Consider the following 26,409-nt stretch of genomic DNA (forward strand, 5'->3'; position numbering starts at 1 on the left):
TATTTTCGGCATGGTAATTGCGACGTAAGGGGAAAAATCAAGTTTATGAAAAGTATAGCAACAATTCTAAAAGGGGCAGCACCCGCATTAGCATTATTCGCAATGACGCAATGTACAACCACAACCAATGCATCCGCAGGTGATGAAAAAACATTCATTGTAGGACCGCAGACAGCAGACTGTACAGGCGTGGCTCCTATGAAATGTCTGCAGGTAAAAGAAAACGCTTCCGGAAACTGGACGAATTTCTACAGCAATATTGAAGGATTTACTTATGAACCGGGCTATGAATATGTTTTAAAAGTAAAAACAGAAAAAATTGCTAATCCGCCAGCTGATGGATCATCTATAAAATATACATTGCTAAAACAGGTTTCTAAAACGAAAAAAACAGCGGTGGCAGCCAATGAAAAAACACTTATCGTAGGACCCCAAACCGTAGATTGTTCTGCAGGAGCAGGTCGTATGAAATGTCTGCAGGTAAAAGAGAATGATTCTGAAAACTGGACAAACTTCTACAGTAGTATTGAAGGATTCACCTATGAGCCAGGTTATGAATATGTTTTAAAAGTGAAAACAGAAAAAATTGAAAATCCGCCGGCTGATGCTTCTTCTATCAGATACACACTGGTAGAACAGGTTTCTAAAACGAAGAAATAATAACAAAAAACGCTTCTGAAATTCAGAAGCGTTTTTTTATTGCGGAAGCTGAAGAATGAAGCCTGAAATTATTTTGACAATCACGGAAATTTTCCATGAATTCATTTTTTCAGGTTCATTTACGCTTCTTTTTTCTTTAATTTTAAAAACCTGATTCTTTTTGAGGAGGTTCAGGGTATTTTCCTTTTGTAGCTTCTCCCACTGTGTTGGCAGTTGTCATAGCCACCACAAGATCATTCAGCATTCCGCTGGCTGCAGTGGGCGAATTCGGAAGAAGTACCAGATTGCTTCTGTTACTTGCTCCTACGGAATGTAAAGTATCATAATGCTGTGTGACCACAATAAGCGCTGATGCTTCATGAGAGTTGATATCTACATTATTCAGCATTCTAACAGATTCTTCAAGCCCTTTTGCAATTTCCCGTCTTTGGTCGGCAATCCCCTGCCCCTGAAGCTTTTTAGATTCTGCCTCTGCTTTTGCAACGGCTACAATACGGATTCTTTGGGCTTCAGATTCATATTCTGCAGCGGTTTTTTCTCTTTCCGCAGCATTAATTCTGTTCATCGCATGTTTTACCTGCTCATCCGGATCAATATCTGTTACCAAAGCCTTGATAATATCATAACCATAACTGTTCATGGCTTCCTGAAGCTCGCTCTTTACTGCGACTGCAATATCATCTTTTCTTACAAAAACATCATCCAGTTTCAGTTTAGGAACTTCCGCACGCACTACATCGAACACAAATGAGGTAATCTGGTTTTCAGGATTTTCCAAACGGTAATAAGCATCTCCCACCTGGTTTCTGATCACCTGATACTGAACGGAAATTTTCATTTTAATAAAAACATTATCCAATGTTTTGGTATCAATCATTACATCCAGCTGCTGGATTCTCAGATTCAGTCTTTTAGCGATCTGATCTATGATTGGCAGTTTAAGATGAAGACCGGAATGTTTTACAGCCTGAAATTTCCCGAAGCGTTCAATAATCGCTGCTGTTTCCTGCTTAACCACAAAAAACGAAGCGAACAAAATGATAAGCCCGAAGAAAATAACGGGCGCTAAGTATATACCCATAGTTTTTAATTTTTTAATATGTCGTTATAAATCGTGTTTTGTTAAAACAATTTACCTGTGCTGTTTAAATATAGGAAAAATTAATTTAAGCCTTAAAGCCTCGTTTACCGGAAATCATGTAGAATTATTCACAACATTTAAATTAAAATGATCCTGAAAAAACTTACTTTTGATTATTCATTATACATCATGGTCAATTCTAAAGAAATATTAAAAGATCACATCTCTAAATTCACTTCTCTTACTGATGAACAACTTGACTATGTTTTCGGACATTTTGATCTGATTACTTTAAAGAAAGGGCAAAGTCTTATTTCGGAAGGCGATTTCGTGAATCATGAATATTTTGTTCTGGAAGGCTGTTTGAAAGCATTTTATCTTAATGACAATATGAAAATGTTTATTCTTCAGTTTGCCATGCCGACGTGGTGGGTAACGGATTTTGATGCTCTTTACAATAAAACAAGGGCTACCATTAATGTAGACTGCATTACAAATGCAGCAATTTTGTCCATTTCCAATGAGGACAGGGAAAAAATCTGTAAAGAAATTCATCAGGTTGAACATTTTTTCAGATGGCGGACCAATAAAGGGTATGTAGCTGCACAGAAACGCCTTCTTTCTTTTATGAATAATGATGCCAAATTCAGATACCAGGAGCTTTTATCTATGTATCCCCAACTTTATAATCTGGTTCCGAAACACCTCATAGCTTCATATCTGGGAGTGACGAGAGAAACTTTGAGCAGGCTTCATCAATAATCTGCAGCTTTTTATATTGTTTATTCTCATCTTCATTTTGTGAGGTACATCACGTAAATATTTCTTTCGGTGAGCTGAACTTTGTATCCATATTTAAACCCAATAAAAATGGATACAAAAATTTTTAAAGTCAATACCGAAAACAGTACTATCGACTGGATCGGAAGAAAAGTTACAGGAGCTCATAACGGTACAATCCGCATAAAAGAAGGCAATTTCATATTTGAAAACCAAAAACTTCAGTCCGGAAAGTTCATCATTGATACCCGCTCCATCAAAATCCTTGACATTGAGGATAATGAAACCAATAGACAGTTTGCCAACCACCTGGCTTCTGATGATTTCTTCAATGTTGAACAGTTTCCTGAAGCTTCATTTGAAATTACTCATGCAGAACCTGGTGATGAGAATTTTTATTACGTACAAGGACATCTTACCATCAAAGGTATTACTCAACCTATCGACACCAGCCTTCATATTGTAACAACAGATAATGCCGCTGTTCTAAAAACCAGACTTGTAGTAGACAGAACAAAATTCAATATCAGATTCAGGTCCTCTAACTTCTTTACCAATCTGGGTGATACGTTGATCTACAACAACTTTGATTTAAACATTCATCTTATTGCGGAAGCTTATTAATTCAATAACTCTAAAAATTTACCATCATGCCATTCATCAAAGTCGATGTGCTTCGCGAAGACCTTAACCGCGAAACAAAACAACAGTTAATCAGAAAAATCAGTGAAGCTGTAACCTCAGTTTTGAATAAAGATCCTCATTTGACACATATTGTTATCAATGAGATTGAAGACGATAACTGGGGGTATGCAGGAGAACAGGTTTCTGTATTAAAAGAACAAGGATTTTCAACAGTCAAAAAATAAATCAGCAATGAAAAAACAAACCGTAATCGTAACAGGAGCCTCTTCAGGAATAGGATTGGAAACTGCCCGGTATTTTTTAAATCAAGGAGATAACGTGGTCATTAATTCACAAACGGCAGTCAAATTAGAGAAAGTGTATCATGAACTGGGAGCCGCAGAAAATCTCGCAATGGTTGCCGGAAATGTTTCGGATAAGACAACAGGAGAAGCGCTGGTGAAAACAGCTTTAGAAAGATTCGGATCTGCTGATGTGCTCATCAACAACGCCGGAATCTACGAAAACAAACCATTTCTGGAAGTTACTGAAGACTATCTGGACCGTTTTTTAAGCACCAATTTAAAAGGAACCTTCTTTACCACGCAGGCCGTCATTCCTCAAATGATCAGGCAAAAAGATGGTGTGGTGATCAATATAGGAACGCCATTAGTGTACCACGCCATTGCCCAATCTCCTTCTACGGCACCTATTTCGAGTAAGGGAGCTATTCATGCACTGACATTGCAGCTTGCGGCAGAGTTTGGAATAGACAATATCAGGGTGAATACAGTTGCGCCGGGATTGATCAGGACTCCAATGCATGGTGCAGACCTAGATAACAATGCAGGAATACACCTCATCAACCGTATCGGGGAGCCTGAAGAAGTGGCTCAGATGATTTTTGCTATTGCTAAAAATAAATTAATCTCCGGGGCTATCATCAATGTTGACGGAGGGATGGGTGCCGGACATCATTTATCATGAAACTATCATTAATTATAGCATGGCTGCTCAGCTTTCCGTTGAGCGGTCATGCACAAAATCTTAAGAATATGAAAACCATTCAGGCATCAGAAACCGAAATAAGAAATGTGATAGAGCATTATTATTTCAAAGGAATTTATAAAGGCGATACAGAACTTTTGAAAAAAGCTTTCTATAAAGATGCGCTGCTTTTCGGAGATATCAATGGAATTCCTTATTTCAAAACTGCAGAACAGTATATTGAAGGAGTCGGAAACCGCGTAAGTCCGGAAAAATCGGGAAAGGATTTTATAGCTGAAATTATTTCAGTTGATATCATCAATTCAATTGCTGTCGCGAAATTGCATGTAAAAATGTATGACTTCAATTATTATAATTTCATAACTTTCAATCATACAGAAGGGAAATGGCTCATTATTAACAAGACACTGACCCATGTACAACCTTAATTCAATCTTTAATGTAGTAAACCGAAAAAATATGTGGAACAAAAATAGAATTACAGAATTAACCGGGATTGAATACCCTATCTTTCAAGGCCCTTTTGGCGGAGATTTTTCTACTGTTGAACTGACAACTACAGTGAGTAATCTTGGCGGACTTGGAGGTTTTGGAGCCTACACTATGTCACCCCATGAAATCTATGACATTCACCATAAAATACAGTCGAAAACTGATAAACCATACAATCTTAATCTGTGGGTAAGCGATCATGATATCATTGACGAAAAACATACAAAAGAGCAATATCAGAAGGCTGTTGAAACTTTCAAACCTTATTTTGACCTTTTGGATATAGATATTCCGGCACCTCCACCCTCTTTTGAATCCAGATTTCAAAATCAGCTGGAAGTGATCTTTGACATCAAACCTAAAGTTTTCAGCTTTATGTTTGGGTTGCTGAATGAAAACATCATCGAAGATCTTCATCATCAAGGAACTGTTGTGTTGGGAAATGCGACCACGCTGGATGAAGCTGTTGCTTTGGAAAAAACCGGAGTAGATATTATCGTCGCCTCAGGATTTGAAAGCGGCGGCCACAGACCTTCATTTCTGGACAGGTCTGAACTTTCTACAACGGGAACTTTTGCTTTAATTCAATTAATCCGGGATCGTGTAAAGATTCCTGTAGTTGCTGCCGGAGGAATCGCGGACAGCCATGGCATTGCAGGTGCTTTTCAGCTGGGAGCAGAAGCTGTGCAGATTGGAACGGCTTTTCTTGCAACTGAAGAATCCGGGGCACTACCCTTTCACAAAGAACTGTTGTTTTCCGAAGCTGCAAAATCCACCACTCTTACCAGGGCGTACACAGGAAGATTAGGGCGCGGAATTACGACAAAAATCACAAAGGATGTTTTGACTGCGACTGATAAAACATTGCCGTTTCCTTTGCAGGCTCAATTCATGGGAACCTTGAGAAAAGCTGCTTTAGAACAAGAGAAAAATGATCTGGTATTTTTCTGGTCCGGCCAGATTGCTCCGGTTTTAAAGCATAAAAAAGCCTCCACCTTAATGAGATCATTAATCGAAGAGGCTTCTGAATTATTAGAATAAATAGATTTTACACGGTCATTCCGATGTCTATTCCTTTAATTTTTCTATACAGATCGGTAGCATAATTATCCGTCATGCCCGAAACGAAATCAATAACTCCGAGAACTTTCTGGTAGTCGGTTCCGTTATCGTAAATAAACTGCTTTGGAATTAATTTCAAAGCTTTTTCGTCATAAGATTTTCTTTTTTCATCAGACTTCAGAATGGAAGGAATAAAGTGATCCAGCAATTCATACATCACATTATAGCCTGCATTTTCAATTTCAACAACCGCTTTATGATTATAAATTTTTTCTACTGAAAAACTCTCAATGTCCTGAAGTGCCTTATTTTCTTTTTTATAGATGTCCAGTAAACCGTTGCCAAGATTTCCTTCAAGAATGGTTTCAAAGTTATGCTTATACATCTCAATTGATTTATTGATTAAGGCATTGATCACTTTTGCTCTTAAATATGAAATCTGTTCATTTTCATTGGAGATAGAGCTTAATTTTGTCTCAATTCTCTGAATGTCATCGGTTTCAGATTTTACCAGCTCGAAAAATAAGTTTTTACAGTCTGCTGTTGAAACAATTCCCAGTCTGTGGGCATCTTCCATGTCAATGATATTGTAGCAGATATCATCTGCTGCTTCTACCAGCCATACGAAAGGATGTCTTTTGAAAATATATGGTTCTTCACTTTCAGCAATAAGCTGCGTTCCTTTGGCGATTTCCAGGAATATATCCTTTTCATTCTGGAAAAATCCGAATTTCTTCCTGTGAATGATTCCTTTTTTCTTAGCTACAGCCTCACACGGATATTTTGCAATGCTTGCCAGCGTTGAGAAAGTAAGCTGAATACCTCCTGCATCTTTCCCTTGCTGCTGCTGTGCCAGCACTCTGATCGCGTTGGCATTACCTTCAAAATTTACCAGATCTGCCCACTCTTTTTCATTGAACTTGGATTTCAGATCTTTTTCATTTCTTTCAAAATAACTTGCAATGGCATCTTCCCCGGAATGTCCGAAAGCGGGGTTTCCCACATCATGGCATAAACATGCAGCAGCTATTACATTTCCTAAATTATGGAGATAAAAGTTCTTTGAATCCTCAGTCAGCTCATTTTTAAAATCTTCAGCAATAAATTCACCGACAATACTTCCTAAACTTCTTCCTACAGATGATACTTCCAGAGAATGCGTAAGTCTGTTGTGTACAAAAACACTGCCGGGAAGAGGAAAAACCTGAGTTTTATTCTGCAGTCTCCTGAAGGCAGAAGAGAAGATAATCCTATCGAAATCCCTTTGAAAATCAGTTCTTGAAGCTTTGGTCTGCGGATTGTTTCCTGTACGTTGATTGGTGAAAATGTGGTTTAAATTCATCATTTTTCAAAATTACTTCAAATTTTAATTGTACGGAATAGTATTTAGATTTTTATTGAACAGATCTCTCATTCAAAAAATCTATTATAATAAACGTTTTTTAGAGGTCGGAAGCTTGAAGAAATATTTTACATTTGGTGCGGCTAATATAACGGAAGAATACTTTTTATTCTTCTTCATGCAAATTTTAAATTCTTTTACAATGAAGGACAACACATGGCTCAACAGATGGGATGAAAGGTACAGCAGCGAAGAGTTTGCGTATGGAACCGAACCGAATAATTACCTGAGGGAGCAACTTAGTCAATTAAAGCCCGGCACTATACTTTTTCCCGCAGAAGGCGAAGGACGGAATGCTGTTTTTGCAGCGACACAGGGATGGCAGGTTTCGGCTTTTGATATCAGTGCCAATGGCAGAAATAAAGCACTGCAGCTTGCTCATCAGCTGGGAACCACCATTGATTATCAGGTTGGAGAACTTTCTGATCTGAATTACCAAAAAGAGCAGTTTGACGTCATTGCACTTATTTACGCTCATTTTCCGGCAGCAGTTAAGTCTTCCATCCATCAGATGCTGAATCAATATCTCCGTAAAGGCGGATTTATTATTTTCGAAGCTTTCAGTAAAAACCATCTTGAATATATCGCCAGGAATGAGAAAGTAGGCGGACCCAAAGATGTTGAATCCTTATTTTCTATTGATGAGATCAAAGCGGATTTCCCGGATTATGATATTATAGAATTAAAAGAAACAGAAATCGAACTCAAGGAGGGTTTGTTTCACAACGGAACAGGCTCTGTTATCCGTTTTGTAGGGCAAAAACATAACTGATCCTGTAATGTTTACATAGGTTTGTTTTAGGATGAAGATTCAGATAATGGAATACTATTTGAATCTTTATCTCAAAACAAACTTATGCCTGAAGGTCCATCCATCATATTAATGAAAGAAAACCTGCAGCCATTTGCAGGCCAGCAAGTGACAGAAGTTTCAGGGAATGCCAAATTTGAAAAAGACTCTTTTATCGGGCAGACCCTTCGCGAAATCCGTACTTTTGGAAAACAGACTTACCTCATTTTTGAGAAAGCGGCCGTCCGTATCCATTTATTAATGTTTGGCTCTTACGGTATTGATGAGCAGACCAAACCTGATAAAAGCCTGCGTTTGGCTTTGTTTTTCCCAACCGGAAGCATTTATTTTTACACCTGCTCGGTAAAATCCGTAGATCTTGAATTTCTCTCCACCATTGATTGGGAAGCTGACGTGATGAGCGATCAGTGGAATCCGAAAAAAGCGGAAGAAAAACTAAAATCGAATCCGAAAATGATGGTGTGCGATGCCTTAATGAATCAGGATATTTTTTCAGGTGTAGGCAACATCATCAAAAATGAAGTCCTTTTCAGGATTGGAGTACAGCCTGAAAGTCTGTTGGGCAATCTCCCGGCTAAAAAAAGGAAAGAGCTTATTGCTGAAGCCAGAAATTATAGTTTTGATTTCCTGAAATGGAAAAGGGATTTTGTTTTGAAAAAACACTGGCTGGTACATACCAAATCTGTATGTCCGGTTTGCGGACGGAAGCTGATCAAAAAACAGACAGGTGTTGGAAAAAGAAGGAGCTTCTTTTGTGAAAAAGATCAGAAACTTTATTGAATAAACTATTTTTAAGTTTTGGCTGAAGCCGTCGAATGTTTTTATGGATTTAACGGGCTAAGGCCCGTTTCTGTTGAATAATTTTTTAGCCCCAGATTACACGGATTTACACAGATGAATATGCATATTCTTTTTATATCATAATCCTGCTTATTAAATTTCTCATTACTTATTGCTCATTACTCATCCATCATCAGTCTGAGTTGAGGAGGCCTCCGGCAAATCTTGTAAAGAATTCTGACCTGTATACTTCTCCGAGCGGGATTTCTGAGTCTTCAATGTAGATATTATGATTATCAAATGAATCAATATAATTCATATTGACAACATACGATTTACTTACCCTGATAAAGGTTTCACCTGAAATTTTCTGATGAATGGTTTTCAGATTCATAGCCGTGATAAGCTTTTGGTGCTTGGTATGGATAACAACATAATCTTTAAGTCCTTCTATAAATTTAATATCTGAAAAATTAATTTTGTAAAATCGGCGTTCGGCTTTGATAAACAAAAAGTCTGCAGTATTAGATTCTACGGTATTCTTTACTGTATCTTTGGACAACAGTTCTGTGTAAAGAATGGCTTTATCAATTGCTTTTTCCAGTCTTTGGGGATCAATGGGCTTCAAAAGATAATCTACGGCTTCCAGCTCATAACTTTTTAAGGCATATTGGGAATAGGCCGTCGTAAAGATGATCAGTGACTTTTTAGGAAGCATTTCAGCAAATTCAAGACCGGTTACCATAGGCATTTCTATATCCAGAAAAATAAGATCTACCTCGTTATCTTTAAGAAACTCAAGAGCAGACGGCGCACTGGAAAATTCACTAAGAATATCTATACCGGAAATTTCGGAGATCAGTGATCTCATTTCTGATCTTGCCAAAGGTTCATCATCAACTATAATACAATTCATCACACGGGAATTTTTAAATTTACAATATATTCTTTATCTCCTGATTCTATCTGCAGATCAAAAGTATCACCATAAAGAAGTTCAAGCCTTCTTGTAATGTTGGCAAGTCCAAGACCGCTGTTTTTTTTATCGGGAACAATATAACCGGGACTTCTTGAGTTCACACAGGTAAAATGAAGCTGCTTATTCTCAATATTTAATTTGACATTCACAAAAGACTCTGCTCCACTGATGTCTACACTGTGTTTAACAGCATTTTCTACAAAAGTGGTAAACAGGTTCGGCGGAATAAAGATACTGTTGACCGTTCTTTTGTCAATATCAATCTGAATATCAAAAGAAAAATGATCACGCCTTATTTTTTCAAGATTTAAAAAATTGGACAGAAAATCTATTTCTGAGGTCAGTAATGTCTTTTCTTCACTGTTTTCATAGAGCTGATATCTGAGAAACTCGGAAAGTTTTACAATTACTACTGAAGCTTTGGCCGGGTCTGTCCGGATAAGAGCTTTTACATTATTCAGCATATTAAACAGAAAATGGGGATTAATCTGATTTCTGAGCTCATTGAGTTCCATATTCAGGGTAAGATTGCTCAGCTCATTAATTCTTTTATTATCACTGATCCATTTCTGGAGAAGTTTTATGGTAGTGGTGGTAAGAATAATCGGGATGCACATCAGAATACCTTCATAAATGCCTCCTCTTTCATTATCTTTCGGAATATCTTGTGTTCTGAAATCCTGAAAGAGATGTCTGAAACCATACCCGATGAAATTAAGTCCCGCCACGCCCATCAGAACCAATAAAACCAGATAGGTAATATATTTGGTTTTAAAGAAGAACCTGGGAACCAATACATATATATTAATATAGACCATGGCAATCAGGATGGTATACACAAAGAATAAAACGTAGTACTGATATATCCCGGAATACCAGTGCCAGAACCTTGTGCTGTAAATCAGAAAGAAAAAGAAGATGAGAAACAGCAGATGTCTGCGGAATCCATATTTCGCTTCCACCAGAAAGTCCATCACAAATGTTTCTTCAAATTTCCACGGACTGTATTTCATAGGATAGGCTCTTTTATCATTAACAAAAATAGAGAATAACGGAAATTATAACTACTTTATTATACAAAACCTGTATTTTATTATACCAATGAGTACACTTCTTAGTATACTTCCGGTTTTGGTATAAAATACCTGCCGTTTTGTATAAAAACATGTTTGCATACTACTTTTCTCTATTCCTTTGCACTATAAAATGAACACATATGGAATTAAAAGCTTTTCATGAACTGACTCAGGAAATATCCTCAGAATGCTTTTTTATGACAGAATCTCAACAAGAAGAAAAAGTAATACAGCTGATTGATTTGTACCACTTTGTAGAATGCTTCGACCCGAAAATGAAAATTCTCAGCTACCTGTACCACCCTATTAATATTGTAGAACATGATGGCCATAAAAAAGGAATTCTGTTTTGTGATCTTAAACACTCTGCAGTACCTGACTGCAGTGATTCAGAAGCGTTCAGAAGAAGATACGGACTCTCAGAACTATGGTTTGTTTTTGTAGAAGAAACATGCCATCGGGACAAAACCAGCTATACTGATGTCATTATTGAAAACTGTCTGGACATCTTCTATGACAGAATTTTCACTTTCAATTTTTTCCAGTCTGTCATTCAGCCTTTAAAAGGTGAAACCACATTTTACAATATCTGAACTTATTATTGAAGTCTCAATATCAGAGAGATTAAAAAAAAATTAAAATTTTCTCTTTTCAGTATTTAACCATTCCCGCAAAATATAATCAAACTTCATAAAACACAAATTCGGGAAATTCTATTTCATGAAAAACTTATTACCTCTCATGCAAATGGTTTATGAAAATGATTTCAGGATTTTAATATAAGAACTTACTAAAAATAGAATATGGCTGTACCCAAACAGATATTTCAGACTTTTATAACTAAAAAACTTCCTCTCATTACGCGTTATCATATCTGGAATATGAAACGAAAAAATCCTGAATATGACTATTACTTTTATGATGATCAGGATATAGAAAATTTCCTTGAAGAAGAATTCCCTCCTCATTATATTGAAACTTATCGCAAGCTGAGGATTGGTGCCGCAAAAGCTGATTTTTTCAGATATGCCGTACTATATAAGAAAGGAGGTGTATATCTGGATGTGGACAGCAGTATTATTAAGCCGTTCAGAAAATTAATTAAGGATAATGATGAAGCAGTAATCAGTGTAGAAAGACATGAAAATCTGTATGTTCAATGGGCACTTATTTTCAATAAGAATCATCCTTTTCTAAAGAAAACACTGGAGTTGATGATGGATAATATCAATACTCACCGCTATCCTCATGATATACATTCTACCACAGGACCTACTGTATTCAGCAATGGCATCAGGCAGGCTTTAGAAGAAAATCCGGATACTCCCTTTACATTATTTGACGGTATTGAGTTCCGCGGATATTTAAAGTTCAAATATAAACTGGGAAAGTTTTTCTTATACAAAACAAGATCTAAGCACTGGAAGCAGATGCAAAAGCACCAGGAAATTATTTTTTAATGAGTTCCCATTTTTGAAAATACATTAATAATAATCACTCCGAGTACGATCAGGGCAATACCAATTATGGCTGGCAGATCCGGAACCTGTTTGAATGCAATAACACCGATTATAGTTATAAAGACAATTCCCACTCCGGACCAGATGGCATAGGTAATTCCGACAGGAATTTGACGAAGGGTGAGGCTGAGAAAATAAAAAGCACAGGCATATCCTATCACCGTTACAACAGATGGCCATAGTCTGGAAAATTCCTCAGATTTTTTCAGGAAAGAGGTAGCAATGATCTCAAATATAATTGCCAGGGCAAGAAAAATATAACTGCGTCCCATAAATTCATTCTTTGTACAAAAATAGTGAAAGCCTTCGGGGAATTCCAAAATGAGAACAATTAATATAATTACTCTAACGACAATTCGCTTTCCTATATTGATTTTAAAAATATCAGTAAACAATAATACTTTCTAAAGGCACATAAAATTATTTATGTGCCTTATTCTTAGTTATTTTCTTTTTTCCGTGATATTTGACTGATCTGGAAAAAATGTGCCATTACGCTTCATTATTAACCAGTTGTGTCATATCATTAGTTATTCTATATATCAGGAAATGTCACAGCTGACAAAAATTCCGGCACAAAAAATTATCTCCAATAATAAGTTTTCTTAACACAAAATCTATTTCACATGAAAAAATCTACTGCCAAAAACGGCATCTAAAAACGATATTATGCAAGGCATTATTTATTATTTGTTTTATCAAGTCCAATATAGAAGTCAGGAAACGATTAACGTTTTCATAAAATTTTACAGAAAGAATAATAAAAATATTAATAAATTTTCAATAATACATTAATTTAATATAAACAAAACATCACCATAACACAAAGGCAAATCACCGTAACACACTGATAAACATCATAATATTTTACTTTGGCACATGATTTGAAAGTAGTAATATTGCAATTGAAAAATTAATAAAAAAAAGTCAAATAATTAAAAATAATACAAAATGATAACTTATATCGGTATCGCAACAGGTTTAGTAGTAATTACTTCATATTTCATGACAGTAAGAAGAGAAAGAAACTAATAGTAAATAAAGCAAGCCTATAGAATATCTATACTAATTATATTGTTTTATGTTTTTAATCTGAGAGATCAGATCACTCTTTTACCCATCGGGTAAAAGGGTCCAAAAACATAAGCAGAAAGATCTTAGTTTCATAACAAATTTTAATATCCAAATGAATAAAGCCGGTCGTAAGTCTGGCTTTATTTTTTTTATGTTGCGTCCTGTAAAAACGTAGAGGTGTATTTCCCGCAGATTTCGCAGATTTTCACAGATCTTCAGGAAGATTGTAAAGAATATGCTGGTTTGTTCGTTAACCACTGATCCCATTCATCATTCATTATTCATCTATGCGCTGGACCAGATGTTTATTATGATTCAGGATTTCTTTTTGCATGCTGTAAAGCTTTATCTTTGTGTATTCAATAATCATTAAATCATCATGAATCTGTACAACCTTATTATTCAGGATAAAGAACAGGTAAATCTTAACGAAGTATTCCTCAATGCCGGCAACAGAGAACAGCTTGTACAGCTTATCAAAGAGCATACTTACGCTAAAGAATTACAGGAATACGGCCTTCCGGTTAACCATAAGATTTTACTTGAAGGAAGTTCCGGATGCGGAAAAACCATGACGGCAAAGGCCGTTGCCAACGCTCTGGAAAAAAATATCATTATTTTAAACCTGAGCAATATCGTTTCGTCCCGCATTGGAGAAACGTCACAGAATATTAAAATGATTTTTGACAAGGCTGCAAGGGAAAGATCTGTACTTTTTCTTGATGAACTGGATCAGATCGGGAAAGCAAGAGGAAGTGATGATAAGGATGTAGGCGAAATGAGAAGACTCGTTAATACCCTCATTCAGTTGATAGATTATTATCCTGAAAATGCACTTCTCATCTGTGCCACCAATCATCCTGAGATTATTGACACTGCCCTTTTAAGACGTTTTCAGTTAAAAATTAATTACGAAATGCCTTCCGACGAAATTCTTGATACGTACTACGATCATTTATTAGCCCAGTTTCCTGAAGATATGAGAAGCGTTGAAAGAAAGTATTCTATTTCTTTTGCTGAAGCGAAAGACTATGCTTTGACGGCTGTCAAATCCGCTTTGATCAAAAAACTTGAAGCCAGAGAAACCATCCCATCATGAAAGACGATATTCTCCACAACCTCGCCGCTATCAATGAAAGAATAAAAAAGGCATGTGAACAATCCGGAAGGAATACTGATGATGTAAAATTATTACTCGCTACCAAAACTGTTCCGCCTGACCGTATTAAAATTGCTCTTGAAAACGGATACACTTTAATTGCAGAAAATAAAGTGCAGGAACTGAAGGAGAAATATGAAGATCTAAAGAGCATTCCTCATGAAAGTCACTTTATAGGCCATCTTCAGACCAATAAAATTAAAGATATCCTGAAATACGATGTCATCTGCGTTCAGTCTCTGGATCGTCTTGAACTGGCAGAAAAACTTCATCAAAGACTTCTGGCTGAAAACAGAACAATGGATGTTTGGATTCAGGTGAATACATCCAATGAAGAAAGCAAATTTGGAGTTAATCCTGATCAAGCTATTGAAATTACCCGAAAGATTTCCAACTACTCTACTTTAAAGATAAAGGGATTGATGACGATCGGCTTATTCAGTGCTGAGACCGATAAAGTAAGAGCATGCTTTAAAATCCTGAAAAATCTTCAGCAGGACATCATCCGTGAAAACATTCCCAACGTAGAGATGAAAGAGCTTTCTATGGGAATGAGCGGAGATCTGGAAACAGCTATTGAAGAAGGCGCCACTATTGTACGGGTGGGAACTGCCGTTTTCGGAGCAAGAATCTACCCGGACAGCTATTATTGGGATGAAGGAAAAACAAATAACTAAGCTTAAAACTCTATGTTCCCATTTACTTATACTTTTGAGAGAGAAATAAAAGATAGCAAAACGTTTAAAAATGTCACTGATGTAGTATGTCATTCAATTACAGAAAGGGGCTTAACTTATATTGTTCCTGCTGACGGCACCATCATAGGTGAAAACAAAATGTTTAAACTTGATTTTGCAAACAAATCTCCATTAGTTTTCTCACCTGGCAAAGAATACTTTTACTACAACGAAAATACAAGAATTCTTACCTACAAAACAAAAGCATTGTATTCTATACTATTTTCCCTGATCTATTCCGCTGCACTTTTTCTGATCCTGCATTTTATCCTACATCACCTGACTACTGAGATAATAATAGCTTCTCTACTTTTCATTGCCGGTATTATTATTCATTATTGTCATTATATTTTGGTAATAGATAACGTTTCCAAAAATTTAAACGAAAATTAAGCAGTAAAAACCTATCTCTTTAGTAAATACTGGCTTCGACAGGCTCAGCCTGACAACGCTTAAAAATTTCGGTTGGTATTCGGGTTGTCACCCTGAGCCTGCCGAAGGGTTATTAATAAGAAAACCTTTGTTACTCATTAATGCAGGTATTAACTGAAAGGACAAGTCAATAAACCTATTCCTTAGTCTACAAATCCGGTATAGTTTTTGATGTAAATATTTCGTAACCAAACAAATACATTTATGAATAAAAAATTACTATCGGTATGTCTGTTTATGACATTATTATTCTTTTTTTCATGTGAAAAAGAAAACACACAGATGAAAAGTGGAATTTCAATTGAAACCATTTCAATTATAACCTGCGTTACTATGGGCTTTGCTATTTTGCTGGCGTATAGCTTTAAACGAAGATAAAAAACCTGAATTTAAATACTAAGCACCTCCAGATTTTCTGGAGGTGATTTTGTTTTCATTAAAAAGAATTTGGTACAAATCTTCAGCTCTACATATTAATATCACCCACGCTCCGCAAAGTCTCCTGACTTTGAGGAACATCAAACCTTAAAAATTATATAATTTACAACTCTATTAATTATCTTTGATAAAAACCAAATATGAAAGAAGGATATGTTATCAGAGATCAGGATAGACCTCATTTCTTAACTTGCACGATTATTGAATGGATAGATATTTTTACCCGGAAAACATATCGGGATAGCATTATAGAATGCTTAGAATTCTGTATCAAAAATAAAGGAATGATTCTATATGGTTATGTCATCATGAGTAACCATTTACACTTTATTGTACAGTCAAGGGATGGAAAACTCTCAGATCTAATCAGGGATTTTAAAAAATTTACAGCGAAACAAATATTAGAAAAAATGCAGACAGAACCTGAAAGCCGAAAAGACTGGATTTTAGAACGATTGGCTAAAGCTACTGAAACTCATTCAAGAAATAAAAATTTTCAGGTTTGGCAATATGGAAATCATGCTGAAGAAATTTTCAGCTTAAAGTTTCTATGGGATAAATTAAACTATATACATCTGAACCCGGTTCGTGCAGGGATTGTATCAAAAGCAAATCACTACGTTTATTCTTCAGCAACTAATTATTCTAATGGCACAGGAATAATCAATTCAATTGAAATTGCGGAAAATCCTGTGATTAATGTAAATAGAAGTTCTGAATTTTGGAAATATAACAATTATAATGATGAATGATTTACTCAAAGTCAGGAGACTTTGCGTAGCTGGAGTCTCCTGACTTTGAGGAACATCAAACCTTAAAAATTATATAATTTACAACTCTATTAATTATCTTTGATAAAAACCAAATATGAAAGAAGGATATGTTATCAGAGATCAGGATAGACCTCATTTCTTAACTTGCACGATTATTGAATGGATAGATATTTTTACCCGGAAAACATATCGGGATAGCATTATAGAATGCTTAGAATTCTGTATCAAAAATAAAGGAATGATTCTATATGGTTATGTCATCATGAGTAACCATTTACATTTTATTGTACAGTCAAGGGATGGAAAACTCTCAGATCTAATCAGGGATTTTAAAAAATTTACAGCGAAACAAATATTAGACAAAATGCAGACAGAACCTGAAAGCCGAAAAGACTGGATTTTAGAACGATTGGCTAAAGCTACTGAAACTCATTCAAGAAATAAAAATTTTCAGGTTTGGCAATATGGAAATCATGCTGAAGAAATTTTCAGCTTAAAGTTTCTATGGGATAAATTAAACTATATACATCTGAACCCGGTTCGTGCAGGGATTGTATCAAAAGCAAATCACTACGTTTATTCTTCAGCAACTAATTATTCTAATGGCACAGGAATAATCAATTCAATTGAAATTGCGGAAAATCCTGTGATTAATGTAAATAGAAGTTCTGAATTTTGGAAATATAACAATTATAATGATGAATGATTTACTCAAAGTCAGGAGACTTTGCGTAGCTGGAGGACAGAACCTGAAAGCCGAAAAGACTGGATTTTAGAACGATTGGCTAAAGCTACTGAAACTCATTCAAGAAATAAAAATTTTCAGGTTTGGCAATATGGAAATCATGCTGAAGAAATTTTCAGCTTAAAGTTTCTATGGGATAAATTAAACTATATACATCTGAACCCGGTTCGTGCAGGGATTGTATCAAAAGCAACTCACTACGTTTATTCTTCAGCAACTAATTATTCTAATGGCACAGGAATAATCAATTCAATTGAAATTGCGGAAAATCCTGTGATTAATGTAAATAGAAGTTCTGAATTTTGGAAATATAGCAATTATAATGATGAATGATTTACTCAAAGTCAGGAGACTTTGCGTAGCTGGAAATAAAAAATCATTGCTGTATTGAGATTGCTTCGCTGCGCTCGCAATGACAATGACCATACAAGTCTCGCCATTTGCCGAAAAAACACATCGTTTAAGCTTTGCTGAGTGGAACGCCTTTGCGAACATTGAAACAATTAGTTGTCAAAAAATCCTTGCGACATTTGCGTTAAAGAGATTGCTGCGCTCGCAATGACTATAAAAACAAAAATCCCTCTCATTACTGAAAGGGATTTTTTTATAGTTAAAAACTGAGATTACATATAAGCTTCAATTGGCTCACAAGTACAAACTAAGTTTCTGTCTCCGTAAGCTTCATCTACTCTTGATACAGAAGCGAAGAATTTGTGGTCTCTTACCCACTCTAACGGATAAGCTGCCTTTTCTCTGCTGTATGGTTTATCCCATGAATCTGAGATCACCAGTTGTTCTGTGTGAGGAGCATTTTTCAATACGTTGTTTGTTGCATCTGCTTCTCCATTAGCAATTTCATCAATTTCTTTTTTGATGGAGATCAATGCTTCTGCAAAACGATCGATTTCAGCCTTACTTTCAGATTCTGTAGGCTCAATCATTAATGTACCAGCAACCGGGAAAGAAACAGTAGGAGCATGGAAACCATAATCCATTAATCTCTTCGCCACATCTGCCACTTCAATTCCTAAAGACTTGAACTGACGGAAATCTACGATACATTCGTGAGCTACTCTTCCGTTTTCGTTTGAATATAAAATCGGGAAATGCTCTGCTAACACTTCTTTCAGATAGTTAGCGTTAAGGATAGCATGTCCTGTAGCCTTTTTAAGACCTTCAGTTCCTAACATTTTGATGTAAGCATAAGAAATGTTAAGGATCAATCCTGAACCGTAAGGTGCTGCAGAAATACCGTCGATTGCTTCTTTGGAACCGATTCTGATATTCGCGTTGGAAGGAAGGAAAGGTACTAAGTGTTTAGCAACACAGATAGGACCTACTCCAGGACCTCCACCTCCGTGAGGAATTGCAAAAGTCTTGTGAAGGTTAAGGTGGCAAACGTCCGCTCCGATGTTTCCAGGACTTGTAAATCCTACCTGAGCATTCATGTTCGCACCATCCATATATACCTGTCCTCCGTGCTCGTGGATAAGGTTGGTAATTTCTTTAATGTTGGCATCAAAGAAACCGTAAGTTGAAGGATAAGTAATCATTACAGCTGATAAGTTGGCTGAATGAAGTTCTGTTTTAGCTTTAAGATCTTCGAAGTCGATTTCCCCGTTTTCAAGGTTTTTCACAACTACGATTTTCATTCCTGCCATAGCAGCAGAAGCCGGGTTGGTACCGTGTGCAGACTGAGGAATCAACACTACATTTCTGTGGTGATCACCTCTTGAGATATGATATTGTCTGATCACCATTAATCCTGCATATTCTCCCTGAGCTCCGGAGTTTGGCTGAAGAGAAGTTCCTGCAAAACCTGTAATTTCTGCCAGGTCTTTCTCTAACTCACGGATCATTTCCTGGTATCCTTCAGCCTGGTTTACAGGTACGAATGGGTGAACTGCTCCCCAGTTTTCCCATGAAAGCGGTAACATCTGAGTGGCTGCGTTCAGTTTCATGGTACAAGATCCTAAAGAAATCATTGAATGTGTTAATGATAAATCTTTTCTCTCAAGACGCTTGATGTAACGCATCAATTCTGTTTCCGTATGGTATTTATTGAATACTTCTTCTGTAAGAATCTCGTCTTTTCTTAAGTTTTCTTCAGGAATGCTGTATCCTTCTTTGATTTCTAATTTGAAAGTCTGCTTGTCTTTAAACTGAGCAAAAGAGGCCATCAGATAGTTTAATTTCTCTAATGTTGTACTTTCATTAATCGCAATACTTACAACACCTTCTGTGAAATAGTTAAGGTTAAGTCTGTGATCCAGCATCAGTCTTACTAATTTAGCTTTCTCTTCTTCAGGCATCGTGATTTTCACCGTATCGAAGATTGGCTCTTCTACTACCTGATATCCTAATGCTTTAAGACCTCCTTTCAAAGCATTTGCTTTAAAGTGGATCTGATCAGCGATATAGTTTAACCCTTTCGGACCGTGATAAACAGCATACATTCCTGCCATTACCGCCAAAAGAACCTGAGCTGTACAGATGTTTGAAGTCGCTTTCTCTCTTTTGATGTGTTGTTCTCTTGTCTGTAACGCCATTCTTAATGCACGTTTTCCATACATGTCCTGAGAAACTCCAATGATTCTTCCCGGGATATCTCTTTTATAATCTTCTCTACAAGCAAAGAACGCTGCGTGAGGACCTCCGTATCCTAATGGAATACCAAATCTCTGTGTAGTTCCTACCGCACAGTCAGCTCCCATTTCGGCAGGAGACTTTAACTTAACCAAAGCAAGAGGATCACAAGCTACTGCTACCTGAAGGTCAAGTTTTTTATATTCTACGATATCTTCAGTATAATCTAAAACGATTCCGTTTTTACCAGGATATTGTAATAAAACACCATAGTAAGAATCATCAAACTGATGTGTTTTATGATCTCCAATTACGATTTCAATTTCTAATCCTTCAGCTTTTGTTTTTAATACAGAAACAGTCTGAGGTAGAACAAGATCAGAAACAAAGAACTTGTTAGCCCCCGCTTTTTTCTGGTCTTTAGACCTGTTATTGAAGAACATGTGCATCGCTTCAGCAGCAGCAGTAGATTCATCCAATAAAGATGCGTTTGCCAGTGCAAAACCTGTAAGGTCACATACTACAGTCTGGAAATTAAGAAGAGCTTCCAGTCTTCCCTGTGCAATTTCTGCCTGATACGGAGTATAAGCCGTATACCAGCTAGGGTTTTCAAAAATATTTCTCTGGATTGCTGAAGGCAAAAGTGTATTGTGGTATCCAAATCCGATATAACTTGTATAATCTGTATTTTTAGATGCCAATTCTTTTGAATGGTTCAACATTTGGTATTCAGAAAGTGGTTCCGAGATCTCAAGATCTTTCTCTAATCGGATTGAAGAAGGGATTGTCTGAGAAATTAACTCTTCGATACTTGAAACGCCAAGTTTTTCCAACATCGCCTGTTTATCGGCTTCATTAAGGGAAATGTGACGGCTCACAAACTGTTCTGTATTCATTTTTATTTATTAGATTTTGTTTGTAAAAAAGATTCGTAAAATTACGATTTTTTAAGCGATTTCACAACATGGAAAATAGGCAGTCATTTTCTTAAAAATTCTTAAAATTGAGGCATAAAATCTTTTTTAAATGTTAAAAAATAAAATTTATTATTTCACTGTTTAATGAATTATATTTTAGAAAAATTAAATTTTAAAGAATATTCCTTTCATTTTCGCTTCTTTTTTTTAGCTTTTATCTTCTATAAACCTATTAAAAACCTTAAATTTTTCACTTACACCATTTCCAGAAGCATTTGTACATTCGCATCAAGTATATTAATGAAACACAAAAAACTGTCCTAAGCAGTGTAACTTTAAATATTAACGGATAAATTCAATTTACGTGAGTAAATAAAGGGTAATCCATTATTAACAACACAAATGATGAAAAAAAGATTGAGCAGGCATTTTATGCCGGCGTTCACTACTATGACTTTAATATTATTTCAGACTAAAGCCCATGCACAAATAACTCTTGCCGATACAGAACCAGATTCTTCAGGCAGGAAATGGTCTGCTTATTTAAAAGGATTTGTACATGCAGACGCTATGCTTGATTTTCAGAAATTTGGAGCTAAGGACGGAATTGTAGCTCCTTCTATTATAATTCCACAACAAAATTCAATGTCAAGTTACTTCAGTGTAAGACAATCACAGATAGGGCTAGGGCTAAAACAGACAGATAAAAACGGAGATTCTCCGGTTAATGCTTATATAGAAATAGACTTTTACGGACCTAACGGGACTACTACGCCAAGATTAAGGCATGGTTATCTTCAATGGAAAAAATGGCTGATTGGGCAAACCTGGAGTAATTTCACAGATATCAGGATTTTCCCCAATATTTTTGATTTTAACGGAGCCAACGGAGCGATGTTTCTGCGATCTATACAGCTACGTTATACTGAAAAACTTTCTGATAAAGAGTCCCTATCCTTCTCATTGGAAGATCCTGGTAAAGTAAGTATGACTGTACCGAAGAACCATCCGGAATGGAAAAAGAAAAGCCTGATTCCAGTTGTAACGGGTATGTATCGCTATGGAAATGCCAGAGATTATGCTAAAATTGGAGCTACGCTCTCTCCTGTTAATTATGAAAATCAGGAAAATGAGTATACTAAGATAGGATTTGGAGGTATGATTTCATTCAGAAAGCATATAACAAATCTTGATGATTTCAGATTTCAGGCCTCATACGGAAAAGGAATGGCAAGAAATAATATTGTTTTAAGCGGAGAAGGCTATGATGCCGTCTTTGATCCTCAAAAAAATACAGCAGAAATGCTAAGTCTGTTCAATATTTTAGGAATTTACGGACATTGGTGGTCTTCTAAATGGAGCTCGACAGTTTATTACAGTTATTCACAGGTTGGTTCCAGCTCCGCAATTGAGACTAGTCTTATGAAACGTTTTCAGAATGCAGCAATCAATCTTATTTATCATCCCTATAGAAACCTGAGAATGGGTATGGAAGGCAATTACGCAAGTGCAGAAAATTTTGAAGGAATGAGAAGTGATGCTTTCAGGCTTCAGTTTTCGACTTCATTTTCATTTAAATAAAGCCCCAATTGCAGGTCTAATTTTCAGGCCTGCAATTTTTTATGAAAATTTATTAATTATATTTATTCTAAATTAATATATTTGCATCATGAATATGATAGTCCCATTTAAAGTTCCGCCTTTGGCACCTTACTCTTTCAATAACGAAGAGATGTTCTGTGAAAAGAAATCATGTTGCAAAAAATTCAAGAAGGGTAAAAGATGTAAAAAATGCCCGGGAAGAAAAAAAATGGCTTAAGCTAGTCAAAGTTTTTTATCAATATATAGATTGCAATCGCAAGGATAATAATTCCCCAGATCAGCATCATAATTTTAGGCTGGCCGGATTTGTTAATTCTGGTTACAGGTTGTGGCTTAAACATTTCTTCCACCGAATTTTTGAACTTTTCAGCATCATTCTCAAAAACTTCCGTGATGGTGATTCCCTGAACAACCGTTTTGTGCAAAAGAGAATTTGTTGCATGAAGCAAAAGCTGGAATTTTCCGTCTTTAAATTCTGTGATCTTAAAGATCCTCTCTCCATAAGGCTTTTCTAACCCGAAAGGCAATACCTTCACCACATCGGCATTATTCGTCTGCCAGTTGATGATAATCTCCTCTCCTTTTTTTGCATGAATTTTATTCGCTGTAAACGTTTTGATCGCAGGAGGAATATTATACCTGAAACTTCGCTGATGGCTTTCCAGATTCTGGTCATATGTACGTCTTCTCGTCGGATCACTCAAAGTCTCATAAGCCTCCTGAATCTCACGGAAACGGTCAGCAAAAAAGTCATCGTTATCATTTTTATCCGGATGGTATTTTAAAGATAATTTCCGATAAGCTTTTTTGACGTCTTCTTCTGAAGCATCCTGTGATATACCGAGAAAATAATAGTAATCTTTCATTGAGCAATACAAAAATAAGGATTTATTTTTCTTTGCGTTTGATGTTTACGGTAAAATTTTGTTGAAAGTATGAACCAGAAAGTCATTGCGAACCGAAGGTGAAGCAATCTCAATATAGCTCGTAATCCATTGGTTGAAAAACGCAAAGCCGCAAAGTTTTTCACAACAATCTGTATATTTTTTTTAAGCGCAAAGATTTTATCTCCGATAAAATTTCAACGGCGAGTTTGTCATTCCGAGCAAAGCAAGGAATTTCAACTTCATATTAAAGGTATTTCCCGCAGATTACCCAGATCATTTCGTAGTAACTTCAACCATAAGAACCGAAGGGTCATAGACCGACCGTAATTATTTACGATAAACCCAATCCTTAGCCGGAGCAATCCAGTCATTAAGTGCTTTGAAAAGGAAACCATGATTAAGTCCCGTATTAAGTTCTATTTCCTTAAAATCTTTAATGTGAGACCTGATGAACCTCTGTTCATGCGACATCAGAACATGGCCGTCATCAGATTTTTCAGTGATGGAAAGTATTCTTCCATATAATCTGAAATTTTTATCTTTTTCTAGAGAATCATCTTTAAAACTGGCTCCAATAATCACAAATTTTAATTGCGGATTCTTCTCATAGTAAGAAACATATTGTGCAATATATCCTCCCTGGGAAGTTCCTATTACTGCAATATTTCCAGCAGGGACTCCTTTTTTCATAAGACTGTCAATCTGTTTTTTCACCTTTCCTGCATACACTATAGGATCTGTATCTGCTTTTCTTTTTTCAGAAATCACAACCGTATTGTTCTCCTTTAGTTGATGAAGTATTGCTTCATATTCTGCCACTCCGTATTTTGGATGCTTTTCCTCCAAAGAATGGTCTTCCAGAAATTTATTATGCAGAAAGAAAATATAGTGTTTTTGCTGAGAATTCTGTCCATAGATGATGATTGAGAAAACAGACAGTAATGCAATATAAATATCCCTGAGCTTCATGATAACCGAACTTTTTATAATACAAATGTAGCGTTAAAAAGGTTTATATAAAGTGTTTAAATAAAAAAATTCCGGCGCGGGAAGCAAAGCTTCCCGCGCCGGAATTAAACAATTTCAATTTAGTTCTTATGGATTATGCTTCGCAGGTATTATCCTTTTTGCAGCATCTTGAACCGAATTCCTTTTTGAACTTTCCTTTCAGTTCCTGATAATCCTCATCATTCATTTCTCTGATCTTATCTGCCAGTCCGAAAGGGGATTTTTCTTTGATTCCGTATTCGTCAAAAATACCTTTAATAAATCTTTTTCTTTGTGCGGCTTTTTTAGCAATTAAGACTACACCCACAACGGCTAGTGCTCCAAGAGCTCCTTTTAATGCTGAATTTTTCATTTTTTCAAAATTTTAAATTTTACTACTTCTTGTTTTTTATAGAGACGAATGAATTTTAATTTTACTTTACTACTTCTTTCAAATTTTTAAATTATTCGTTATTTCTGTTGAAGAATCCTCCGGAGCATTTGTTTCTCCAGACTTCCTTGAATTTCTCTCTTTCCTCAGGAGACAAACCTGCCATTTTTTCTCTCATTTTTCTTTCCTTGAAATCTCTCATTCCTTTACCGAAATGAAAACCTCCGAAAAGAATTTTGCTTAAGATCAGTATTCCCATTGCCTGCCAGAAAGTAATTGTTTTCACTCCTAAAATCTCAGGAAGAAGACAGTTCCAAAGCATCATTACAATCCATGTAACGGCAGCTAAAATTAATGGCGGGCATAACAATAAAAAAATCCAACCCTTTTTGTGTTTATGATTCATAATTTCTTTTTCTAACTTTTTAAATCTTCGTATAATTTTCTCAATCTGTTTCTTAAGTGCTTCACAGCATAGTTTTTTCTGCTGATGATGGTTTTGATGTTTTCTCCCTGTTCATCGGCGATCTCCTGGAGGGTTTTGTCGTTCAGTTCATTTTCTACGTAGACCAGCCTTTGTTTTTCGGGAAGTTCATCAAGCGCCTCAAACAGTTTTTTCCAGATTTCATCCTGAAACATCTTTACTTCAGGGCCTGCGCTTTCGTCCATCAAAAGGATATCTTTGATAGAGAACTCACCGTCTTCGTCTTCATATACGAAATCTTCAAGATTTTCTGTTTTCTTTTTACGGTAACGGTCGGTAATTTTATTTGCCGTCACCCTGTACAGCCAGCCTCCAACGTTTACGATCTCAGAAAGATTCGTAAGGCTACTGAACTGATACCACACTTCCTGCAGAATATCTTCCGCATCCTCCGTGTTTTTCACTTTGGGACGAATATAGGACATCAGCTTCCCTCCGTAGTTGGAAACGGTCTGTGAGATGATGCTTTCTTTCTCCTTCTGTGGCATTGTTATTTTTTCGACAACCTCCATACTGATATGACGGTTAGCCTTTTGGTTTTACTTTAATAAATTTAAAATATTTTTCTTACAATTCAGTTTTTCTTTTATCCATCGGTTTTTTATCTTCTCAATTATCCCCGGATTACTCATTACTCATTACTCATTACTCATTACTCATTACTTATATTTGAGGGAGCTTTTTCCCGCTATCCGCTCATACTCCTCACGCCAGAACATCCCACACTCCTGCCCTCAGACTCTCCCATTCATGTTCCGGGGTAACCGCTTCTATCGGGGCTAAGCTGATGAGTGATAATTGGTAATTGATGAATGATAAAGATTTTTTATCCATTCTCAATTTCTGACGTCATTTGAGATTCCTACGGAATGACACAATTGTAATGATAGTTGATCCATACAGCTTGTCATTCCGTAGGAAT

The 26,409-nt window shown here is 36.2% G+C and carries 30 protein-coding genes; 18 read left to right on the forward strand and 12 right to left on the reverse strand.

Features of this window, described 5'->3' with window-relative positions; all coding sequences use genetic code 11:
* Positions 1-45: 45 nt before the first annotated feature.
* Positions 46-660, forward strand: a complete 615-nt coding sequence (locus EL165_RS26270) for a DUF4377 domain-containing protein (RefSeq protein WP_002978075.1) — start codon at positions 46-48, stop codon at positions 658-660.
* A gap of 142 nt (positions 661-802) precedes the next feature.
* Here the strand turns inward: EL165_RS26270 and EL165_RS07675 are convergent, their stop codons facing one another.
* Positions 803-1,741: an SPFH domain-containing protein gene (locus EL165_RS07675; RefSeq protein ID WP_002978074.1), complete on the reverse strand. Its 939-nt coding sequence runs from the start codon at positions 1,739-1,741 to the stop codon at positions 803-805.
* 147 nt (positions 1,742-1,888) lie between these two features.
* Here EL165_RS07675 and EL165_RS07680 point away from each other — a divergent pair, with 147 nt between their 5' ends.
* The 6 genes from EL165_RS07680 (at position 1,889) to EL165_RS07705 (ending at position 5,686) form a co-directional block, all read left to right on the forward strand.
* A complete protein-coding gene (locus EL165_RS07680) occupies positions 1,889-2,503 on the forward strand; it encodes a Crp/Fnr family transcriptional regulator (protein WP_002978073.1) in 615 nt (204 codons plus the stop codon).
* Between the two features lie 108 nt (positions 2,504-2,611).
* Positions 2,612-3,145, forward strand: coding sequence for a YceI family protein (locus EL165_RS07685; protein ID WP_002978072.1), 534 nt, complete (start codon positions 2,612-2,614; stop codon positions 3,143-3,145).
* 26 nt (positions 3,146-3,171) lie between these two features.
* Entirely contained in the window at positions 3,172-3,390 is a 219-nt protein-coding gene (locus EL165_RS07690; RefSeq protein WP_002978071.1) for a tautomerase family protein, read from the forward strand.
* Between the two features lie 7 nt (positions 3,391-3,397).
* A complete protein-coding gene (locus tag EL165_RS07695) occupies positions 3,398-4,132 on the forward strand; it encodes an SDR family NAD(P)-dependent oxidoreductase (protein WP_002978070.1) in 735 nt (244 codons plus the stop codon).
* Positions 4,129-4,581: a nuclear transport factor 2 family protein gene (locus EL165_RS07700; protein WP_002978069.1), complete on the forward strand. Its 453-nt coding sequence runs from the start codon at positions 4,129-4,131 to the stop codon at positions 4,579-4,581. The genes EL165_RS07695 and EL165_RS07700 overlap by 4 nt, the downstream gene beginning before the upstream one ends.
* 31 nt (positions 4,582-4,612) lie before the next feature.
* On the forward strand, positions 4,613-5,686 hold the full coding sequence (locus EL165_RS07705) for an NAD(P)H-dependent flavin oxidoreductase (protein WP_041461694.1): 1,074 nt from the start codon (positions 4,613-4,615) through the stop codon (positions 5,684-5,686).
* A 7-nt stretch (positions 5,687-5,693) separates the two neighbouring features.
* Here the strand turns inward: EL165_RS07705 and EL165_RS07710 are convergent, their stop codons facing one another.
* Positions 5,694-7,049: a deoxyguanosinetriphosphate triphosphohydrolase gene (locus EL165_RS07710; RefSeq protein WP_041461693.1), complete on the reverse strand. Its 1,356-nt coding sequence runs from the start codon at positions 7,047-7,049 to the stop codon at positions 5,694-5,696.
* 202 nt (positions 7,050-7,251) lie between these two features.
* Here EL165_RS07710 and EL165_RS07715 point away from each other — a divergent pair, with 202 nt between their 5' ends.
* Positions 7,252-7,881 carry a class I SAM-dependent methyltransferase gene (locus EL165_RS07715; protein ID WP_041461692.1) on the forward strand — a complete coding sequence of 210 codons (630 nt, stop codon included), beginning with the start codon at positions 7,252-7,254 and terminating at the stop codon, positions 7,879-7,881.
* An 84-nt stretch (positions 7,882-7,965) separates the two neighbouring features.
* On the forward strand, positions 7,966-8,700 hold the full coding sequence (locus EL165_RS07720; RefSeq protein WP_002978065.1) for a DNA-formamidopyrimidine glycosylase family protein: 735 nt from the start codon (positions 7,966-7,968) through the stop codon (positions 8,698-8,700).
* A 193-nt stretch (positions 8,701-8,893) separates the two neighbouring features.
* Here EL165_RS07720 and EL165_RS07725 read toward each other — a convergent pair whose 3' ends face one another.
* Both EL165_RS07725 and EL165_RS07730 read right to left on the reverse strand, forming a co-directional pair.
* A complete protein-coding gene (locus EL165_RS07725) occupies positions 8,894-9,616 on the reverse strand; it encodes a LytR/AlgR family response regulator transcription factor (RefSeq protein WP_002978064.1) in 723 nt (240 codons plus the stop codon).
* Complete coding sequence (locus EL165_RS07730) at positions 9,616-10,692, reverse strand: sensor histidine kinase (RefSeq protein ID WP_002978063.1); 1,077 nt, start codon at positions 10,690-10,692, stop codon at positions 9,616-9,618. Before EL165_RS07730 ends, EL165_RS07725 begins: the two co-directional genes overlap by 1 nt.
* Before the next feature lie 203 nt (positions 10,693-10,895).
* Here EL165_RS07730 and EL165_RS07735 point away from each other — a divergent pair, with 203 nt between their 5' ends.
* Positions 10,896-11,348, forward strand: coding sequence for a hypothetical protein (locus EL165_RS07735; protein ID WP_002978062.1), 453 nt, complete (start codon positions 10,896-10,898; stop codon positions 11,346-11,348).
* 210 nt (positions 11,349-11,558) lie between these two features.
* The gene (locus EL165_RS07740) at positions 11,559-12,215 is read left to right on the forward strand and encodes a glycosyltransferase family 32 protein (protein ID WP_002978061.1); all 657 of its coding nucleotides are present in this window, start codon (positions 11,559-11,561) and stop codon (positions 12,213-12,215) included.
* Here EL165_RS07740 and EL165_RS07745 read toward each other — a convergent pair.
* Positions 12,212-12,547 carry a DMT family transporter gene (locus EL165_RS07745; protein ID WP_041461431.1) on the reverse strand — a complete coding sequence of 112 codons (336 nt, stop codon included), beginning with the start codon at positions 12,545-12,547 and terminating at the stop codon, positions 12,212-12,214. The two genes, EL165_RS07740 and EL165_RS07745, sit on opposite strands and share 4 nt — an antisense overlap.
* 1,181 nt (positions 12,548-13,728) lie before the next feature.
* On the opposite strand from EL165_RS07745, the gene EL165_RS07750 reads away from it, so the two are divergent.
* From EL165_RS07750 to EL165_RS07780, 6 genes are all read left to right on the forward strand, one after another.
* Positions 13,729-14,448, forward strand: a complete 720-nt coding sequence (locus EL165_RS07750; protein ID WP_002978058.1) for an AAA family ATPase — start codon at positions 13,729-13,731, stop codon at positions 14,446-14,448.
* Positions 14,445-15,185, forward strand: coding sequence for a YggS family pyridoxal phosphate-dependent enzyme (locus tag EL165_RS07755; protein WP_002978057.1), 741 nt, complete (start codon positions 14,445-14,447; stop codon positions 15,183-15,185). The genes EL165_RS07750 and EL165_RS07755 overlap by 4 nt, the downstream gene beginning before the upstream one ends.
* Positions 15,186-15,197: 12 nt before the next feature.
* Positions 15,198-15,638 carry a hypothetical protein gene (locus tag EL165_RS07760; protein WP_002978056.1) on the forward strand — a complete coding sequence of 147 codons (441 nt, stop codon included), beginning with the start codon at positions 15,198-15,200 and terminating at the stop codon, positions 15,636-15,638.
* Between the two features lie 617 nt (positions 15,639-16,255).
* Positions 16,256-16,867 carry an REP-associated tyrosine transposase gene (locus EL165_RS07770; protein ID WP_002978054.1) on the forward strand — a complete coding sequence of 204 codons (612 nt, stop codon included), beginning with the start codon at positions 16,256-16,258 and terminating at the stop codon, positions 16,865-16,867.
* Positions 16,868-16,982: 115 nt separating this feature from the next.
* Complete coding sequence (locus tag EL165_RS07775; RefSeq protein WP_126358602.1) at positions 16,983-17,594, forward strand: REP-associated tyrosine transposase; 612 nt, start codon at positions 16,983-16,985, stop codon at positions 17,592-17,594.
* A gap of 21 nt (positions 17,595-17,615) precedes the next feature.
* Entirely contained in the window at positions 17,616-17,966 is a 351-nt protein-coding gene (locus EL165_RS07780) for a hypothetical protein (protein WP_002978053.1), read from the forward strand.
* A 290-nt stretch (positions 17,967-18,256) separates the two neighbouring features.
* Here the strand turns inward: EL165_RS07780 and gcvP are convergent, their stop codons facing one another.
* Positions 18,257-21,115: an aminomethyl-transferring glycine dehydrogenase gene (gene gcvP / locus EL165_RS07785; RefSeq protein ID WP_002978052.1), complete on the reverse strand. Its 2,859-nt coding sequence runs from the start codon at positions 21,113-21,115 to the stop codon at positions 18,257-18,259.
* Between the two features lie 423 nt (positions 21,116-21,538).
* Here gcvP and EL165_RS07790 point away from each other — a divergent pair, with 423 nt between their 5' ends.
* Positions 21,539-22,717 carry a DcaP family trimeric outer membrane transporter gene (locus tag EL165_RS07790; protein ID WP_002978051.1) on the forward strand — a complete coding sequence of 393 codons (1,179 nt, stop codon included), beginning with the start codon at positions 21,539-21,541 and terminating at the stop codon, positions 22,715-22,717.
* 239 nt (positions 22,718-22,956) lie between these two features.
* Here EL165_RS07790 and EL165_RS07795 read toward each other — a convergent pair whose 3' ends face one another.
* The 6 genes from EL165_RS07795 to EL165_RS26475 all read right to left on the reverse strand — a co-directional run bounded on the left by EL165_RS07795 (position 22,957) and on the right by EL165_RS26475 (position 26,321).
* On the reverse strand, positions 22,957-23,604 hold the full coding sequence (locus EL165_RS07795; protein ID WP_002978050.1) for a J domain-containing protein: 648 nt from the start codon (positions 23,602-23,604) through the stop codon (positions 22,957-22,959).
* Between the two features lie 348 nt (positions 23,605-23,952).
* The gene (locus EL165_RS07800) at positions 23,953-24,594 is read right to left on the reverse strand and encodes an alpha/beta hydrolase family protein (RefSeq protein ID WP_002978049.1); all 642 of its coding nucleotides are present in this window, start codon (positions 24,592-24,594) and stop codon (positions 23,953-23,955) included.
* 133 nt (positions 24,595-24,727) lie between these two features.
* Complete coding sequence (locus EL165_RS07805; protein WP_002978048.1) at positions 24,728-24,985, reverse strand: hypothetical protein; 258 nt, start codon at positions 24,983-24,985, stop codon at positions 24,728-24,730.
* A gap of 91 nt (positions 24,986-25,076) precedes the next feature.
* Positions 25,077-25,409 (reverse strand): hypothetical protein, encoded by a 333-nt coding sequence (locus tag EL165_RS07810; RefSeq protein WP_002978047.1) that lies wholly within the window; start codon positions 25,407-25,409, stop codon positions 25,077-25,079.
* Positions 25,410-25,420: 11 nt separating this feature from the next.
* A complete protein-coding gene (locus EL165_RS07815; protein WP_232529173.1) occupies positions 25,421-25,975 on the reverse strand; it encodes an RNA polymerase sigma factor in 555 nt (184 codons plus the stop codon).
* Positions 25,976-26,192: 217 nt separating this feature from the next.
* Positions 26,193-26,321, reverse strand: coding sequence for a hypothetical protein (locus EL165_RS26475; RefSeq protein ID WP_002978045.1), 129 nt, complete (start codon positions 26,319-26,321; stop codon positions 26,193-26,195).
* Between the last annotated feature and the right edge of the window lie 88 nt (positions 26,322-26,409).

Origin of the sequence: Chryseobacterium gleum (genome assembly GCF_900636535.1) — a bacterium.
GTDB classification, from domain to species: Bacteria; Bacteroidota; Bacteroidia; order Flavobacteriales; family Weeksellaceae; genus Chryseobacterium; species Chryseobacterium gleum.